Source organism: Cellvibrio sp. PSBB023 (assembly GCF_002007605.1).
Taxonomy (GTDB): Bacteria; Pseudomonadota; Gammaproteobacteria; order Pseudomonadales; family Cellvibrionaceae; genus Cellvibrio.
On the sequence record NZ_CP019799.1, the window covers coordinates 2267970 to 2285623 of the forward strand.

Here is a 17654-nt window from a genome sequence, read left to right on the forward strand (position 1 = left end):
AAAAGCGGGTTATAGATGATTGCGGAATAACTGCCGAGATAACTAGGCCTTGCGTTGACGCACTGCCTCAAATAAACAAATCCCCGTAGCAACTGACACGTTCAAACTGCTCACAGTGCCTGCCATGGGAATATTCATCAGGTGATCACAACTGTCCTGGGTGAGGCGACGTAAACCATCACCTTCCGCGCCCATTAAAATCCCAATTGGGCCAGTGAGATTGGATTGGTAAAGCGAATGCTCAGCATCACCGGCTGCACCAAACAGCCAGATGCCCTTGTCCTGCAATTTTTTCAAGGTGCGCGCCAGGTTGGTAACCGGCACAAACGGCAATACTTCTGCTGCGCCACAAGCCACCTTACGGGCAATCGGCGTAAGCCCCGCCGATTTATCTTTCGGCGCAATCACCGCATGCACACCCGCCGCTTCCGCCGAACGCATGCAGGCCCCCAGATTATGCGGGTCAGTCACACCATCCAGAATCAGTAAAAAAGCCGGTTCGTTGAGGTTGTCGAGTAAATTGAATAGCCAGGTTTCATCGTAGGTTTCGCCCGGTGTACACACCGCCACAACACCTTGATGGTTTTCATCGCTGACCAAGTCATCCAACTTGTTGCGATTCACCACCTGACAGTGAATACCATTGCTCTGTGCGGCATTCACAATTTTTTGCAGTTTTTGATCGTTGCGCCCCTGCACCATATAAATTTCAATCACGCGCTGGGGCGCACTTTTGAGCAGCGCCTGCACCGCGTGCAGGCCAAAGATAAATTCACGTTTCAAAACACGTACCTTAAAAAATAATCGTTCACTGCCCTGCACTCGCCGTTGGGTTAGCGCTCGGAAACGCGCGTTTCACGCTCGCGCAAAATCCGGTCTTTCACCACATACAGCTCGCGCGTCAGGCTTTCGTCAGACACAAAATGTTCGCTTTGCAGCCAGCAATCACTTCGTTGCCTTAGGCTTAGCCACCGACGTTTTAGCAGCTGGCGCCGCAGCCCGAGTGACAGTCTTGCCTTTTGTCGCTCTTGACGGCGACGGTTGAACTGTTGCTGGCGCTGCCTTGCTTGCAGCTTTCGCATTTTTACGGCCATGGCTCACCTCACTTGCAGTTTTGCTGGCGCTGGTTGCTGTTTTTTTAGCGGATGTTGCTTTGGGTGCGGGTGCTTTTACTGCCGTAGCTTTTTTCGCACCCGCTTTCTTAGGCGCTGCAGCAACACTGCCCTTCGCCCCACGAGGAGCATCCACTGTTTTGGTTTTTGCAGCGGTTGCTTTAGCTGCTACGGTTTTAGTGGCAGGCGTATTGGTTGCTGCCAGTTTGGTCGCTGACTTTTTCGCACTCGCTTTTTTCTCGGGCGCTGCGGCATTGGTTTTCTTGCCAGCCGCTTTCGTGCCCGCTGTTTTTGTACCCGTTGTTTTTTTGGTACTGGTTTTATTCACCGCAGCGGTTTTATCCACGGCAGCAGTTTTAGTAGCAGGCTTGGCTGCTTTTTTTGCCGCGACTTTGGCATCGCGCTTGGCTACCTTGGGTTTAACCTGGGATTTGGGGCGACGAATCGCCGCTTCGGATTCCAATTCAAAATCGATCTTGCGGTTATCCAGATCAACGCGCACAACACGCACAACCAAACCATCACCCAAACCAAATACTTTGCGTGTGCGTTCGCCAACCAGTCGTTGTTGTGCTGGCTCAAAACGATAATAGTCATGGGGCAGCGAGGTAATATGAATCAGGCCTTCCACATACAATTCATTCAATTCGACAAAGAGACCAAAACTGGTCACGGCACTCACATGGCCGTCGTAAATAGCGCCGACCTGATCGCGCAGGTATTCACACTTCAGCCAACTCACCACATCGCGCGTCGCTTCATCAGCACGACGTTCGGTGCGTGAACATTGCTCACCAAACACCAGCATTTCTGCCGCAGTGTAGGGATAAATAAATTTACGCGGAATAGGCTTGGCGGTTTCAACACGGCGCACATGGGTAGTGGGCTCTGTGCTGCGAATCACCGAGCGAATGGCGCGATGCACCAGCAAATCCGGGTAGCGGCGAATCGGCGAAGTAAAGTGGGTATAGGCTTCGTAACCCAAACCAAAGTGGCCGTGGTTTTCTACCTGATACATCGCCTGGCGCAGACTGCGCAGCATCACCGTTTGAATCAAATGGCCATCGCTGCGGCCTTGAATCATTTGCAGCAATTGTTGGTAATCGCCCGGGGTTGGTTTATCACCACCCGCCAACCCCAAACCTAATTCAGACAAATAAGCACGCAGATTGGCGAGTTTAGTTTCCGTGGGGCCCTCATGAACCCGGAACAATCCAATCAAATTATGTTTTTCAATAAAGGTGGCCGCACACACATTGGCGCACAACATGCATTCTTCAATTAACTTATGGGCGTCGTTGCGCTTGATGGGGACAATGCGTTCGATCTTGCGCTCTTCATTAAATTGAATGCGCGTTTCCACTGTTTCAAAATCAATTGCGCCACGCTCATCGCGCGCTGCACGCAGGCATTCATACAACTTGTGCAACAATTCCAACTGGGGAACAACCGTCTTATATTCCTCACGCAACGCCGCGCGCGTATCGCCTTCGCCGGTGAGAATCTCGCCTACCTTGGTGTAGGTGAGGCGCGCATGGGAGTGCATCACACCTTCATAAAATTGATACCCGGTAATACGGCCAGCATTGCTGATATTCATCTCGCAAATCATGCACAAGCGATCAACATGGGGGTTAAGCGAGCACAGACCATTGGACAGCGCCTCCGGCAACATAGGCACGACATAATCGGGGAAATACACCGAGTTGCCGCGCGCGCGCGCTTCCACATCCAGTGCACTTTCCACTTGCACATAATGGGAGACATCCGCAATCGCCACGTACAAACGCCAGCCGCCTTTGCGCCGCTCACAGAGTACGGCATCGTCAAAGTCGCGGGCATCTTCACCGTCGATAGTTACAAACGGTAAGTGACGAACATCCACGCGATGCAACTTGTCCTTCTCTTCCACTTCATGGGACAAGCGCGCCGCTTCTGCAATCACGGCCTCGGGCCATACGCTGGGAATACCGTGCGCTTGAATCGCCAGTTCGATCTCCATGCCGGGCGCCATGTGATCGCCCAATACTTGAATCACACGCCCTGTTGGCAAGCGATTTTTATCCGGCTGCTGGGTGATTTCAGCTACCACGATTTGACCGTGGGTGGCACCGCCGTAGGCGCCAAACGGAATCATGATGTCCTGGGTAATACGCGGGTTTTCCGGGCGCACAAACTGCACGCCCTCCTCATTAAAGAAGCGCCCTGCCAATTGGGTGGTATTGCGCGTGAGCACCTCAATAATCGCGCCCTCTTCTTTACCGCGATACTGCTCGCCCGACAGGCGTACCACCACCTCATCGCCATCAAATACTTTGCGCATTTGGCGATTGTGTAAATAAATGTCCTCACCGCCATCGGCAGGGATCACAAAGCCATAGCCATCGCGATGCCCCTGCACTCGCCCGCGTACCACATCAATCTTATCCAGACGCACATAGGCATCGCGGCGGTTGCTAATCAGTTGTCCGTCCCGCGCCATAGCAATCAAACGGCGGCGCAGCGCCTCTATCTGATCCTCGCCGGTCAGCTTGAGCATGGTGCACATCTGCTCATGGGTGACGGGCGCATCGGCCATATCCAACAACTCAAGAATGTACTCGCGGCTGGGAATGGGGTTTTCGTACTTCTCAGCTTCGCGCGCAGCAAAGGGATCTTTGAAGGGGGATTTACGTTTGCTCAAGTGGGCATCCTGTGATCAATAATTGGCGGATTTCTAACTATCCTGGCGGTCTGCCTGAATTATAGGGCAGCAATCATGACAAACCTACAAATAAAATGGATAAGAGCGTTGACAAGCGAAATCGGGATATTTATAGTGCGCGGCCTCAGCTAGCTGAGATTGCCCAGGTGGTGAAATTGGTAGACACGCCAGCTTCAGGTGTTGGTGGCTTAACGGCCGTGAAGGTTCAAGTCCTTTCCTGGGCACCACACAATAAAAACCCCCGCTATGAAAATAGCGGGGGTTTTTGCTTTTGGGGCCATTTACAAACCGCCTCGTCAAGAACGCAGAGCTGTATCTATTACCTTCCCGTTTGCCGACTCATCAATCAAAACTCCTATAGTCGCCTATATGCCTTCACAAAATCCGCATATACATACCGGAAGACTTGGGCAATTCTGCCTATACAAATTGGCGTATTAACAACAATACAAAAATACTATTTTCAAACCTATTGTTACTGTCCCTACAGATGTTTTCGATAAACCTGCCTGGAGTCGTATTTCGATAAAATCATTTACAACAGTTAGAGTTTCATAGCTTATTAATTTCCCCTTCTGCACTTTATCCTTCATGTTAGTCTACTTTACAACCCATAACCCGCTACAGGTGCACAGGCTATGCCCGATAAAGGCAACAGTATTCGCGAGGCATTTTTCAAAGCTGTTTTTAGCTTTTTGGGCTATATCGCCCATTGTGATGGGCCGATTAACCGGGAGGAGGTGAATCGCTTGAAGGTGCATATGAAAAAAATGCACTTAACGGAGGCGGAGCAACGTAATGCGTTGCTATTGTTTAAAGCGGGCACAGCGCCTGAGTTTAATGCCAGCCAGGCACTGCAGGAATTCCGTGCAGCGACTACCCCCAAGCTGATACAGATTTTACTCATGCATTTACTCACCATGGCGCGAGCAGATGGGTATTTGATGGAGAAGGAGCTACATGCGTTGCTGTGGATCGCGCGGGAGGTTGGTTATAACAGTGTGGCATTCAACCATTTATTAAAAATAATTTATGAACAGGATCAGTTATCGCTGAGCCGAACCCCACCTAATCCCTTGCAGGCGAGCCCGTCACAACCCAAACCATCGCCAGCGCATTTTTCACAAGGTAATGGTTACAGTACAGGGACGAAAGAACAGGAAAACACACAACCAAATGCAGCAACAAATCAGGATCTGCAAAAAGCTTACGCCATTTTAGGTGTGAATGCCGGTATGACTGAGGATGAGATGCGGAAAACCTATAAAAAATTAGCCAGCCAACTTCATCCCGATAAATTAATGGCTCAGGGCTTGCCCCAAGAGCAATTGGATGAAGCCACTGAGCGCTTTAAAAATATCCAGGCAGCTTATGCCTTTATTAAAAAATATCGTTCAATTTATACGGTCAACCAAGCACCGGTATAATTTGATTTTTTATCAACAAGAATAGCCATTTCGTTAAGGATAAAATATCAAGCAATAGCTTCAGCAATGACCTTGGCAATACGTAAATCGCGCAAGTATTGCGTTGCAGAGTGAGGGTCACTGTAGCCGTTCTCAATATCCGGATAATTTTCAATGCCGGGACCAAAAGTGCTGGCGGTTAACTCTGGTCGCAATGCGACAAAATCTTCCGGATCGGCACCATTTACCCACCGCAAAACGTTTTCCGGTTTAACCCTTGGTTTGGCAAAACCTTTACGCACACTATCAATACCCAGTGGCGAACCTAAAGTAACAAACAGCGGGGACTGGCGTGGCCGGTTATTTTTAGCAAATTCACGCAATAGAGAATAGGCCACTATTGTGCCCAGTGAATGAGAAACAATAATTACCGGTTCGTCATCTTCAAACAACGGGCGAACCAGTTTGTTGACTTCATCATGTATATTTTGATTGCGAATATAAGCATGGGCTTGACCAAGTACGCGTAACGCCAGTGTTCCATGCAACGGCGAGACAGTTTCAATAACGCGAGCAATTGCTTTTAGCCACTTTTTATGTGGCCCCGCCCCTTGAGGCACAACCACTTCCGCAACTTCGGCTTCAATTTGTGCTTCTGTTGCCCCCATGCGTAAGGCCATTTCTTTCAAAGCAATAAGGGCAAAATCTTCAAAATCATCGGAGGTCTCCTCCACTCCCAATGCAATCGCTTGATCTTTCACTTTAGCCGAACTGAGTTTTTCCAAGGTGTCACCATAAAATGCAGCCTCTATACGTGAAAGCTTGCTTAATGGATTCAAACCTTGTTTGGTATAAACATCATTCAAGCTGGCAAGCCATTCTGTTTTAATTTTATCCGCACTTTTGCCTTGTTGATTGATGCCGTGAATAAGAATCATGCGCATGATTTTTTCCTTTTCAAGTCGTTGTCAGTAATGAGGATTGATCACTTTGTTGGGCAGAAATGTTGGTGAGATCGCACAACGCTTCGCGCCCTTCAGATCGAATACAAGTAAATATTCCAGGAGCAAGATATTCCATTACTGCAAGGGCTTGCTCACGCCACAACACACCGCTTACATCATAATGTGCAGTCGCTATTGCGCCCCATGCCTGTCGCATCCAGGGCACATGACCGGCAATAGGGTGTTTGGTGAATGCAGGCGTTGCATGGTGCGTAAAACTGCTTGCCTCTTCATCAGGCGTGCGAGGTTTGCGCTCGGGCACCGCTGGTATGTCTGCATATAAACGGCCATCAGATTCTGTAATGGTGCCGCCGCCGTAAAGAATGATGTCAAGTGGAACTGGCTGTTGATGTTCAGCATAAAATGCAGCCATTGACCTCAGGCTCTCAACATCCCTGATGGCATCATAGAATTGTGCAGCAATGCATCCCAAGGTAATTATTTTATGTTTTTCGTGACGCAACATGGTTGCAGCGCGGATTATTTCTTCCTGCCCCAATAATCCGGTATGCACTCCAGCCAAGAGCTCAATCGCAGTGCTATCTTCATAGGCGTCACCACCCAGTGCTCGGTGAAACAAACTGAGTGAGCCATCAGTAAAAATATGCAGAGCGGCCACAAATCCTTTGACCAGAGTAACAGGGACTATACGGCCATCCATTAAGGTAACAAGCGCACTACTCCATGCCAGACTGGAGTCAGACAGCAAATCGACACGAAACCAATTTGAATCTTCAGCTACGCGCGAAACAACGCCATATGAAACATCTACTCTAGTCACCTCTGTACCACTGACACAAATACCACAATCAGTTTCAAAGTGATTGCGCACAACCGCGCTGCTCACTTCGTTGACGAAGGCATCTCGTTCAAGCGACTTCGCCGTTTTGGGATCTTCAATATCAACCGCTAACATTTCTACGGACGGAGGCACAGTAAATAATGGTGTTTTTATCAGGTTTACTTTGGTATTACCCAGGTGAGGCACTTGCGCACTATTTATGTCAAGATTATTAGCACCTGAATTTTTCAATGCGCGTTTCCGCGCAGTCCTACCTGATTTTTCTTGGCCAGCGGGAGAAGTTGGTAATGTAAAATACGTTCTGTCTGTATAAAACCCGGGCCTCGGCCTGGGTTTCATTTGCACACCATATTTACTCGCTTCCAACGCCACACTGGCATCCAGATGCCGGGCAAGCGCTTGACTGGTAACTACTTTATTGCCACCAATCACTTCAATATAGCTTTCGTTAATTCCACCTTCCAACGCATCCAATATCACTTCCGTAAACAGGCAAAAACTTTTGTTATTATCTGTCGCTTTGATCATGAACGCCTGCTTTCCAACATCGACAGCAAAAAATTGATCCAGCTCATAAGTTCGCTGATCTTCATCTGGTTTATCCAGTATGGAGCTACCGATAAGATCTATGAATTTGGAAGAGAATTCCTGACAAGCATCACCGATAATAGAGACCTGCAGCGGCCCATAATATTCCAGCATACGCTGAAGTGATGACACCTTGATGGCTTCGGTTGAACGTTTATTCCAGTTGGTCAGTATCCAGTACTGATCACCAATTGCCAGTGCAGCGCCATGGCCTGAAAAGAAAATAACTAATCGCTTAAGCTCTGTTTGGTTGGTAATAGTATCTATTGCCGATGCAATTTTATCGCGCAACAAGTCAATAGTGATTTCAGGAAAGATGGCATCATGAAGCAATAGCGTCGTGTATCCCTGAGCTTCCGCCCAAGCAGCCATTCGCTCCGATGCGGTGATGGCGCCTGGAAGCTCATCCAGCCCACCTTTTGGCTTTGAAACACCAATAGCAATAAACAGGCGGTCACTTCCTTCTGGCATATGCAGCCCCTATTTTTAATAGCACAACACACAATAGCTCATTAAATCACAAGTAAAAAATGTTTAATAAATCCGGAAAAAATAAACCAGCAATCCTTTTGTCACCCAAATCATCAAAAGCCCCAAAATTACCCTTAACATTTTAGAATGCAATTTCTAAAAACACCATTACACGTCATTACAATCAACTTATTTATAAAATAATTTGCTTTTTGCAAACCTCTGGTATTTATTAGATGTTAAATAGTTAACCCCTATAGACTCAACAAAAGGTTAATAGTTAAGCATAAAAATTAACATTTACGTCGATAGAAGTAATAACCGTTAAAGCCTCCATCCAATTTTTTTTACCGCTCGTTCAAACAATCGACAATTCAATTGCACAAGGACAAACCATGAGTGAAAACCCAGCCAATCCATTTGAGAGCATTTCACAGCCCGATCGTGAAAGAGAAGAAATACAAGAAAGCACAAACCTAATGAAATGCCTGCTCGATAAACGTTATGTTGCTGAAAACAAAAAAATACTGCGCGGCGTACACCCTAAATCCCATGGCTGCGTAAGCGCCACATTCAAGATAAATGACGACATAGCCATGGCGTATCAGGTCGGTTTGTTTTCAACGCCCGGCAAGGAACATAAGGCCGTTATTCGCTTTTCAAATGCAGCAGCCTTAGTTGCACCGGATATGGTTAACAATGAAAATGCAAGTCGAGGAATGGCTATAAAAGTATATGCGGTGGATGGCAATGTATTACAGGATGATAGCGGTGAAAAAAATCAGGATTTCCTAATGATTAATACGCCATCATTTGCTTTTGTTAATACTGAGGACTATTTAAAACTCAATCAAATCCTATTGAAAAACAATGATAATCCAGACGAGTTTTTTGCTCCTCTGGCGATCAACCCTGCAACATGTCCCCATGGCGTACTTGCCGCTTTTAAAGTTATACAAGAGATAAAATCCCGCCCTGTCGCCAACCCTGTAGAGGTCCAGTATTTCGGAGCAGCGCCTTTTTTGTTTGGGCCAGATCGCGCGATGAAATTTTCTGCAAGACCAAAGGGTTCGCTAAAGCAACAGCAGCCGCCACAAAACCCATCAGCTGACTACCTCAAAGAAGCATTGCAGCAACGGCTTGCCGAACCGGAACCCATTGTTTTTGATTTTATGATTCAGGTACGCCATAACGATGGAAGCGACTTGGGGATTGAAGATGCCACCACAGTATGGGATGAAAACCAATTTCCGTTCATCCCTGTGGCGACCATTACTATTCCAACGCCGCAACTTGATATCTACAGTCAGGAAAATGAAAACCACTGTGAAAACCTGGTATTTACTCCATGGCATTCCCTAACCGATCACCAGCCTTTGGGTAGCATTAATCGTTTGCGTAAAGATGTATATAACCTATCCGCCACACATCGGAAAGGTAGCTAACAGCATAAACAAACACCGTGTTTAACATAAAGTTCAAGATGGAATTTTTTATGAACAATATCCCTTTTAAAAAAAATACCCTTATCTCTTCTTTTGTAGCTGCATCCCTGGTTTTTTCCCTGGGCGGCTGCGGAGGAAAAAATAACGACAGTGAAAAAATACCGGAACTACCACCGAAAAAAATATCGGTTGTAAATTTTGATCAAGGCTGGAGCAAGGATGAAGCGCTGGATTTCTACAACACCTCACAGGGCTCACAACTAATTCCCTACGCCTGGTTTTTAGCATTGGAACAGGCGGATAGCGAAACATTATTTCGCGATACAAAACACATCGAAAAATTAGGCTATATCCCCCAGGAGCCACTGGCAGGGCGCAATCCTGATGGATTACCCATCGGGTTTGTCAAAGATGACGTACAGGAAGCATTTTTAGCCGCAGCAATGAGTGCTGAACGCTTGGGTGCACTACAAAATAACCAGCAAAATAGATACAACGAATGGCTGGGACTAACCTGCTCTGCATGCCATACCGCTGAAATCAATTATGGCGAATACAAACTCCGCATTGATGGTGGGCCAGCATTGGCGGATATGCCTCTGTTTCTGGACAGTATGAAAAAAGCGATAGATGCAACGATTAATGACAATGCGAAACTGGTTCGGTTTTCTAAAAAGGTATTAAGTGAGGGTGGCTTTAACGACGTTGAAAAAGAAGCACTAAAAGCGCAGTTAATCACATTCAATGGCTGGCTTGATAGCTACATCAGCGTGAATTATGGCGGCTTGCATACACCTTATGGTTATGGCCGGCTAGATGCTTTTGGAGCTATATTAAATCGTGTTACTACTAGCCTCTTGGAAATACCTGGCAATCAGGCGCCAGCGAATGCCCCTGTTAGTTATCCATTTTTATGGAACACCTCGCAACTGGATTGGGTGCAATGGAATGGTTCAGCCAATAACCATATTGGTCGTAATGTTGGCGAAGTAACGGGTGTGTTTGCTCACACCATACTTAAAACAGACAACGAAAAAGAACGCTTTTATTCTTCGGCCAAAATTATCAATCTGGACCAACTGGAACAATTAATGGCGCGCCTTGACTCGCCTAAATGGGGCGCACCACTACCCGCAATAGATGAAAAGAAAGCGGCAGCCGGTGCCGTTCTCTACGCTAACAATTGCCTTGGCTGCCATGGAATTCGCGATGGCAATGGCCAATTCCCAATGACAGAAAAAAATGCGGTGGGCAAACAGTTTATCCAGACCCATATGATTGGATTACAAACAATAGGCACCGATCCATTGATGGCAATGAATTTTGTTAATCCCGCCCTGAATGTAGATCCCGGTCCACTGCGCCCTTATCTTGATACTGAAATGCAAAAGGCTCCAAAAGTACCTCGCGCCAGTGTATTGAGTGCCGCCGTGCAAAAAATTATTGAAAAGCAGCTCGCCGAATTTAGGCCGCCATTGGATCAAGGCCAACTGCTGGAACTGACGGGTTATCACCTGCCCAACGAAACGCCACCTAACCTAATTGCCTATAAAGCCAGACCGTTAAATGGTATTTGGGCAACAGCGCCTTATTTGCACAACGGTTCTGTCGCCAACTTATACCAAATGCTGCTACCGGATACTCAACGTGCGACTTCATTTTATGTGAGTAACGCTGCATTTGATCCTAAACAGGTAGGTTTTGAATCTATACAAAGTGGCAATTACTTTTTATTCAACACCCTTGATGATAAAGGCGCCCCCATAGCAGGCAATAGCAACAAAGGACATTCCGGCAATAGCTTCACTAAAACACTCGATAAAGATGGGCAGTGGCGCGACTTTACTGATGATGAGCGCTATCAATTGATTGAATATTTAAAATCACTGTAAATATTTTAAGGATATTTTTACTGCAAAAATGGTGGACAAAAAAATGTCCACCATTTTTTTACGAGGATGAAATATGAAAACGCTACATTACGTCTTATTGCTATCTGCTGCTTTACTGTACAACAACAAGGCAATGAGCAACCCCGTTAAAGCGGAAGACTGGAGTTCCATTCAAGCTGCACGCCAACAACAATTAGCGCACTACCTCAACGACAATCAGGTTGCCTATAACTGGTTCGCCGACTTTTCATTGGGCATCAATGATGGTGTTCCCTTTATTATTCTCAAGCTCTTGCCCAAAGTTGCTCCAGAGTACTGGGGTAGTGATGAAAATTTTCTTGAGGTTATTGGTTTATTCAAAGATCAGCGCATACCGGGTTACCCTATTGCACGCGGCATAGGCTGGAGTGGTCTGGGCAGGGAGGGCACGGACAATGCCGTTGATTATGCCTCCTTTACTTGTGGAGCTTGTCATATTGGTCGCGTAAGGACAGACAAAGGAATCCAATATCTGGACGGTGGTGTTAATGCGCACTTTAACCTTCCCCAATATCGGGTAAGGGCACAAAAAACCCTTGAAAAGATGATTAGTGGCGCAACCACAGAGAAAGAACAAATAGACCTTGCAACCAAGGCATTTATTACTGCGCTCGATAAAGTGTATGCGCAGGATAAGCATTATTTTTATCAAAACTACCGGCTTGGCGATAAGGTATTTGATGCAAATTATGAAAAAAAGCAAATTGAGTTGTTCAAACAAAATGCGCAGGCATTAGTAACGAAGTTTATCATTCGTACAAACCTTGAATATAAAGCATTTGGTGTGCTGGTAGATAAAAATTACCATGGCTTTGAACAACAAATGCTAAAAGGTTTTGGCGGCATGGCGGATGCAACCGGGATTAGTACATCTTTTGCTTATGTCGTTGACCGCGATATTTATCATACGAAAGTTAACCTGGACAGCCTTCCGCCTTCACAGGGAATTACTGATTTTATGGTCGTGTGGGAACAAGGCAAACGCAAAGTGCGCTGGTCACCCGATCACACACAATTAATAGAGGGTGGTGGCCAATGGAATGGCAATATACCTATATCCATGTTCCGAAACCTTGCGGCTGAATTAACCATGGGGTTTGGAGCCGAAACTGATTTGCGCGTAGGTGCATTTGCTGAACGGCTGCTGGAGAACTTGCCCGCCCCTGTGTACCCGTTTTCGGTAGATATGCACAAAGCAAATAAAGGCCGCGCCCTGTTCGAGCAACATTGTGCGGCGTGCCACAGGCCACATAATGGTGAGGTGTATCAAATAGGCACTGACAGTGGTCGCGCCCACGTAGCCAATGACACTATCACCGCTGCGGGCAGAAAAAGTTTTACCAGTATTTGTACACCGACAACCAGTGTTAATTTACCCGGTTATGGCACAGTTAAACCTTGCGCTGAATTTGAAGGTGTGTCATTGGTCGGCAAGGAGCAATTTGCAATGATGGACCCCAAATTACACGATGGCTACAACGCATTGCCCCTTGATGGCATTTGGGCACAGGCACCTTACTTACATAATGGTTCGGTACCAACCATCTATCATCTACTGGTACCAAGTGAACGCCCTGCCGTTTATATGAAAAGCCGCCTTGATTATGACCAGACCTTGCTGGGATTTTCATGGCAATTATCAACAGACAAGAATAAGAAAGAAGAAGGATATAAGTTTGACACTCAGGCTATACCGGCCTTTTCAAATAAAGGGCATGATAAAGATATCATTAGCAAACAATCACATTACAAACTGGATTGGAGTGATGACAAAGAAGGCGCAATGGCGATTATTGAATACATGAAAACATTGTGAATAGGTACTGAAAAAATCGCTCATGTTCACTGTCAGCTCAACCCTGAGCTGACAGTGCCTAACGAACAACCGCTAAAAATAGCCTTCTCCCTAAGCATTACTCCTCGTGAAATATTTTCCGCGTTGACTGGCGGATTTTTTTTTGCCAGTCGTCCAAAGGTCAGCCGCCATGACTCATACCCTTAAGCGCGGCGTGAGCCATGGCTTTGAATCCCTACAGAATAATACGGAGCGCGCGCACCAATGCGAATAATGACTCGGATAATACTATTGTTAGCCATAGCAGGTTTGAATGCTTGCAGTGCTGAGCACAAGGCGCTTGATAAAGAAACCCAATCGTATGACGCTCTGGTCGGCGGAGACTCCGCCAACGCCTTTGCTACAGTTCAAGCCGCACTGGATGCCGCTCCCAGCGATGAAAAAGCGCGCTATCGCATTTTGATCAAGGCGGGGCGCTATAACGAGAAACTGAACATTACTCGCGGCAACCTGGAGATACGCGGCGAAGGCGCGGCGAATACGCTGATTTATTTTGATGCTTATGCCGGGAACTCACGGGGTTATCGCGCGGACGGCTGGGGCACACCCGGTTCGGCGACGGTGTCGATTGATACGGTGGATGTGCATATTGCCGACCTGACGATCGAAAATACCTATGATTTTTTAGCCAATGATATTAAAGCAGCGGATGATCCCACCAAGGCGGGAGACAGTCAGGCGGTTGCGCTGTTGTTGGATACGCGCAGTGACAAAATCAGCTTGAGCCGCGTTACCTTGAACGGTTATCAGGATACCTTGTTTGTACACGGCAATCGCGCCTATTTTTATGAGAGCACTATTAGCGGCAATGTGGATTTTATTTTTGGCCAGGGCAACGCGGTGTTTGATCGCTCAACGATTGTAAGCCGCCCGCGCAACAGCACCTTTGCCGAAGGTGAAATTCACAGTTTTATCACTGCGCCTTCCACCAATATCGCCCGCGAATACGGCCTGACTTTTTTGGATTGCAAACTGACACGCGAAGAAGGTGTACCTGACCAGAGTATTACCCTGGGGCGTCCATGGCACCCTACGACCACCTTTCCCGATGGTCGCTACGCCGACCCGGACGCTATAGGTAAGGCAGTGTTTATTCGCACCTTTATGGACAGTCACATCAATACGCAGGGCTGGTCGAGCATGCCGGGCACAGCGCCCGATGGCACCAAGAGCCGGATATTTACGCCGGAAGAATCGCGCTTCTTTGAATACAACAGCACTGGCCCTGGCGCTGCGATTAATGCACAACGCCCGCAGCTGACCGATGCTCAAGTCGCCGACTATGCACTGGAAACAATATTCGCAGGGTGGCAGCCACCACGCTAATGGTGAATGGCGGGTTTGGCGCCCGCCCGTTATATTTCACCCATGCCCGTACATTGGAATGAGTCACGCTATGAACTTGATCACCCGGATTTTTACTCTGCTGATGATAGGCGGCCTTAGCGCCTGCTCATCGCTGTCACCACAACCCCATGAAAATACTTACACGGTGGAAAACCGTTACGCACAGGATGTAAAAAGCTTCCCGTCTATTCAGGGGATTGCCAGCACGGCAGTGCCTGCCGAAGTGATTGAGCATAAGAACATCACCTACGTTCGCTACGGCACCCGTGAACTGCAACTGGATTTGTACCTGCCAAAAACACTGGCAGACAACCCCAACAGCAGCCCTGTACCAGGCGTAATTCTGGTGCACTGCGGCGGCTGGCGCTCCGGCTTTCGCACTCACTTGACCCCCATGGCGATTGAATTGGCCAAGGCGGGTTATGTGGCCGCTACCATCACCTACCGATTGGCACCGGAGGCGCAATATCCGGCCGCAGTCTATGACGTGAAAGCGGCGATTCGCTGGCTGCGCAGCCATGCAGCTGACTATGGCGTAGACCCCACACGCATTGCGGTGGGCGGCTCATCGGCAGGCGGTCAAATTGCCAGCCTGACCGGCATGACCAATGGACTGCTGCGTTTTGATCCACAAGCCAAACACAGCACCGTCTCAAGCGATGCGCAGTTGATCCTGAATATTGATGGCTTGTCTGATTTCACCTCTGCCGAAGCGCGCAAACACGAAGATCCGCCCGGTAAGGGCGTTTCTTCCGCAGGCTCCTGGTTTGGCGGTAATTACGCCGAAAAACGCGATTTATGGCACGACGCATCGCCCACTTATTATGTGGGAGAAAGCAGCCCGCCCATTTTGTTCCTGAACAGCACCCAGGAGCGTTTTCACGTAGGGCGCGATGAAATGATCGGCAAGATGAATGTGTATGGCATTCCCTCCAAAGTCGTTACCCTGCCCGACACGCCCCATACCTTCTGGCTCTATGAGCCCTGGATCAAACCTGCCGCCGCCGTTGTAGTTGCCTTTTTGGACGAGCAATTCAAACGCTAAGCTCGGTTTCCTGCCGCTGCGCTGCCTGATGGCTGGCAGCGGCAAGCTCACCGCCATCCTCTCAGCCCGTCCATTACCCTCTGCGATACCCTCTTCCTATCACCCTGCGACATGATTTCCTCCCTTAAAAGTCTGACGGCAGGTTCACTGTCGGTGCTATTCTTTTCAGGCGACTGGCGGATTTTCTTGCGCCAGTCGTCAAGGTACAAAACCCCTTGACTCAAGCCGCCGGGGGGTCTTGGACACAATAATAGGCGCAAAAATAACTATGACGAATAAAGAGAACCTGGAGAGCGTTTACCTGTCGATCCGAAACGGGTTGATGCGGGCTGTTTCACGCTTGGTGCCCCCGAAAGAAATCGAGGACATTGTGCAGGAAACCTATGTGCGCATCTGCGCGGTGAAAACCGAGCAGATCCTGCACCCGCGCTCGTTTTTGTATCGCACCGCCCGGAATCTCGCGCTTGATCACCTCAAGCGCGCCGAAACTCGCTCCAACGTGAGCATGGAGGACGAGAGCCTGAACCTGGACAACCTTGTGGACGATTTTGATCAAGTCTATAACCAGGTGTCGGCCACCCAGGAGTTTGAACACTTTTGCGAAGCGGTACGTCATTTGCCGCTGCAATGTCGCAAAGCCTTTGTACTGAAAAAAGTTTATGGCTATTCACAAAAAGAGATTGCCGAGAATTTGAACATCAGTGAAAACACGGTTGAAAAGCATATCGCCATGGGCTTGAGCCGCTGTCGCCAGTTTATGCAGCAGGCTCCAGCCAGTACCAACGAAGGTCCGGGCTCCAGCAAGCACCGGGAGATAAAGTGATGAGCAATATTTATCAATTCCAGACGGAAAGCCAAATCTACGACGACGCCAGCCTGTGGATTGCGCGACTGGATCGCGGCTTGTCGGATGAAGAAACGGAAGCACTGCGTCACTGGTTGTCGCTCAGCCCCAAACACAAAGATTGTCTGCTGGAAATGGCGCACCTGTGGGATCGCATGGATAGTTTGTCAGTGCTTTCCGAACTGTTTGACCCACCAGTTGCGCAAGCGCCTGTGCGCCGCACCTTTGGTCGCACCGGTTGGGCCGTTGCCGCCTCGGTATTACTCGTGGTGCTTGCCGTGAAATTGCTGGTGCCAGCCACCCTGGTGCAAGCCCCTACTCCGGCACCCTCGCCGCTGCAAGCCAGCAGCGGAACCTCCAACACACTTTATGAAACCGGCATTGGTGCGCACTCCACCGTAAACCTGCCCGACGGCACACGCATGCTGCTTAACACCAACACCCAGGTGTCGGTCACTTACAGCGAGCACCAGCGTTTATTGATCCTTAAGAAAGGTGAACTGCTGGTAGAAGTGGCGCATGACAAACAGCGCCCTTTACGCGTACAAGTTGGCGACAAAGTAGTAGAAGCTGTAGGTACTGCGTTTAACGTCTACCTGAAAGATGAAGCTAACTTTGATGTGATAGTCACCGAAGGGCGCGTGAAAGTAAAAGCACTCGCCGATATGGCAGACTCATCCATCGAATCGCCAACGAAAGCCGATAGGGTGCAAGAATTCCAGGAATTGGGTCGCGGAGAAAAGCTGAGTGTGCGCGAGAGCCAGGCTGTTGCAGTGGAAACCATTGGCGCAACCGTTATTCACGATCGCCTTTCCTGGCGCGATGGCAACCTGGTATTTCGCGGCGAGACATTACAGGACGCCTTGGATCAATTGAGCCGTTACACACCGGAGAATTTTAAAGTAGTAGACCCGCGCATTAGCGACGTGCGCATTGCCGGTTTGTATAAAGCCGGCGATGTAGATGGTTTGCTGTTGGCATTGAAAGAAAATTTCAACATCGCCAGCATGCGTTCAACCGACGGAGTGATTGAACTTTCATTACAACAGTAATGTGTTATTAATCCATTAATCAAAATTTATTTGATCGGTATGGAGGAA

The 17654-nt window shown here is 48.2% G+C and carries 12 protein-coding genes and 1 tRNA gene; 9 read left to right on the forward strand and 4 right to left on the reverse strand.

What is annotated here, in order from left to right; genetic code table 11:
- Positions 1 to 42: 42 nt before the first annotated feature.
- Positions 43 to 783: a 23S rRNA (guanosine(2251)-2'-O)-methyltransferase RlmB gene (gene rlmB, locus B0D95_RS10035; protein ID WP_078043778.1), complete on the reverse strand. Its 741-nt coding sequence runs from the start codon at positions 781 to 783 to the stop codon at positions 43 to 45.
- 162 nt (positions 784 to 945) lie between these two features.
- Entirely contained in the window at positions 946 to 3795 is a 2850-nt protein-coding gene (rnr, locus tag B0D95_RS10040) for a ribonuclease R (protein ID WP_078043779.1), read from the reverse strand.
- Between the two features lie 161 nt (positions 3796 to 3956).
- Between rnr and B0D95_RS10045 the strand changes: the two genes are divergently transcribed.
- Both B0D95_RS10045 and djlA read left to right on the forward strand, forming a co-directional pair.
- Positions 3957 to 4043, forward strand: a tRNA-Leu gene (locus B0D95_RS10045).
- A gap of 411 nt (positions 4044 to 4454) precedes the next feature.
- Positions 4455 to 5243 carry a co-chaperone DjlA gene (gene djlA / locus B0D95_RS10050; protein ID WP_078043780.1) on the forward strand — a complete coding sequence of 263 codons (789 nt, stop codon included), beginning with the start codon at positions 4455 to 4457 and terminating at the stop codon, positions 5241 to 5243.
- A 47-nt stretch (positions 5244 to 5290) separates the two neighbouring features.
- Here djlA and B0D95_RS10055 read toward each other — a convergent pair whose 3' ends face one another.
- Positions 5291 to 6088 (reverse strand): hypothetical protein, encoded by a 798-nt coding sequence (locus B0D95_RS10055; protein ID WP_149867893.1) that lies wholly within the window; start codon positions 6086 to 6088, stop codon positions 5291 to 5293.
- Positions 6089 to 6179: 91 nt separating this feature from the next.
- Positions 6180 to 8087 (reverse strand): hypothetical protein, encoded by a 1908-nt coding sequence (locus tag B0D95_RS10060; protein WP_078043782.1) that lies wholly within the window; start codon positions 8085 to 8087, stop codon positions 6180 to 6182.
- A 395-nt stretch (positions 8088 to 8482) separates the two neighbouring features.
- On the opposite strand from B0D95_RS10060, the gene B0D95_RS10065 reads away from it, so the two are divergent.
- The 7 genes from B0D95_RS10065 to B0D95_RS10095 all read left to right on the forward strand — a co-directional run bounded on the left by B0D95_RS10065 (position 8483) and on the right by B0D95_RS10095 (position 17606).
- A complete protein-coding gene (locus tag B0D95_RS10065; protein WP_078043783.1) occupies positions 8483 to 9532 on the forward strand; it encodes a catalase family protein in 1050 nt (349 codons plus the stop codon).
- A gap of 50 nt (positions 9533 to 9582) precedes the next feature.
- Positions 9583 to 11424, forward strand: coding sequence for a cytochrome c (locus B0D95_RS10070; RefSeq protein ID WP_078043784.1), 1842 nt, complete (start codon positions 9583 to 9585; stop codon positions 11422 to 11424).
- Between the two features lie 73 nt (positions 11425 to 11497).
- Positions 11498 to 13279, forward strand: coding sequence for a cytochrome C (locus B0D95_RS10075; RefSeq protein ID WP_078043785.1), 1782 nt, complete (start codon positions 11498 to 11500; stop codon positions 13277 to 13279).
- Positions 13280 to 13531: 252 nt separating this feature from the next.
- Positions 13532 to 14644 (forward strand): pectinesterase family protein, encoded by a 1113-nt coding sequence (locus B0D95_RS10080; protein WP_168172432.1) that lies wholly within the window; start codon positions 13532 to 13534, stop codon positions 14642 to 14644.
- A 70-nt stretch (positions 14645 to 14714) separates the two neighbouring features.
- A complete protein-coding gene (locus B0D95_RS10085) occupies positions 14715 to 15710 on the forward strand; it encodes an alpha/beta hydrolase (RefSeq protein ID WP_078043787.1) in 996 nt (331 codons plus the stop codon).
- A 268-nt stretch (positions 15711 to 15978) separates the two neighbouring features.
- Positions 15979 to 16533 carry an RNA polymerase sigma factor gene (locus B0D95_RS10090; RefSeq protein ID WP_078043788.1) on the forward strand — a complete coding sequence of 185 codons (555 nt, stop codon included), beginning with the start codon at positions 15979 to 15981 and terminating at the stop codon, positions 16531 to 16533.
- The gene (locus B0D95_RS10095) at positions 16533 to 17606 is read left to right on the forward strand and encodes a FecR family protein (RefSeq protein ID WP_078043789.1); all 1074 of its coding nucleotides are present in this window, start codon (positions 16533 to 16535) and stop codon (positions 17604 to 17606) included. The genes B0D95_RS10090 and B0D95_RS10095 overlap by 1 nt, the downstream gene beginning before the upstream one ends.
- Positions 17607 to 17654 lie beyond the last annotated feature (48 nt).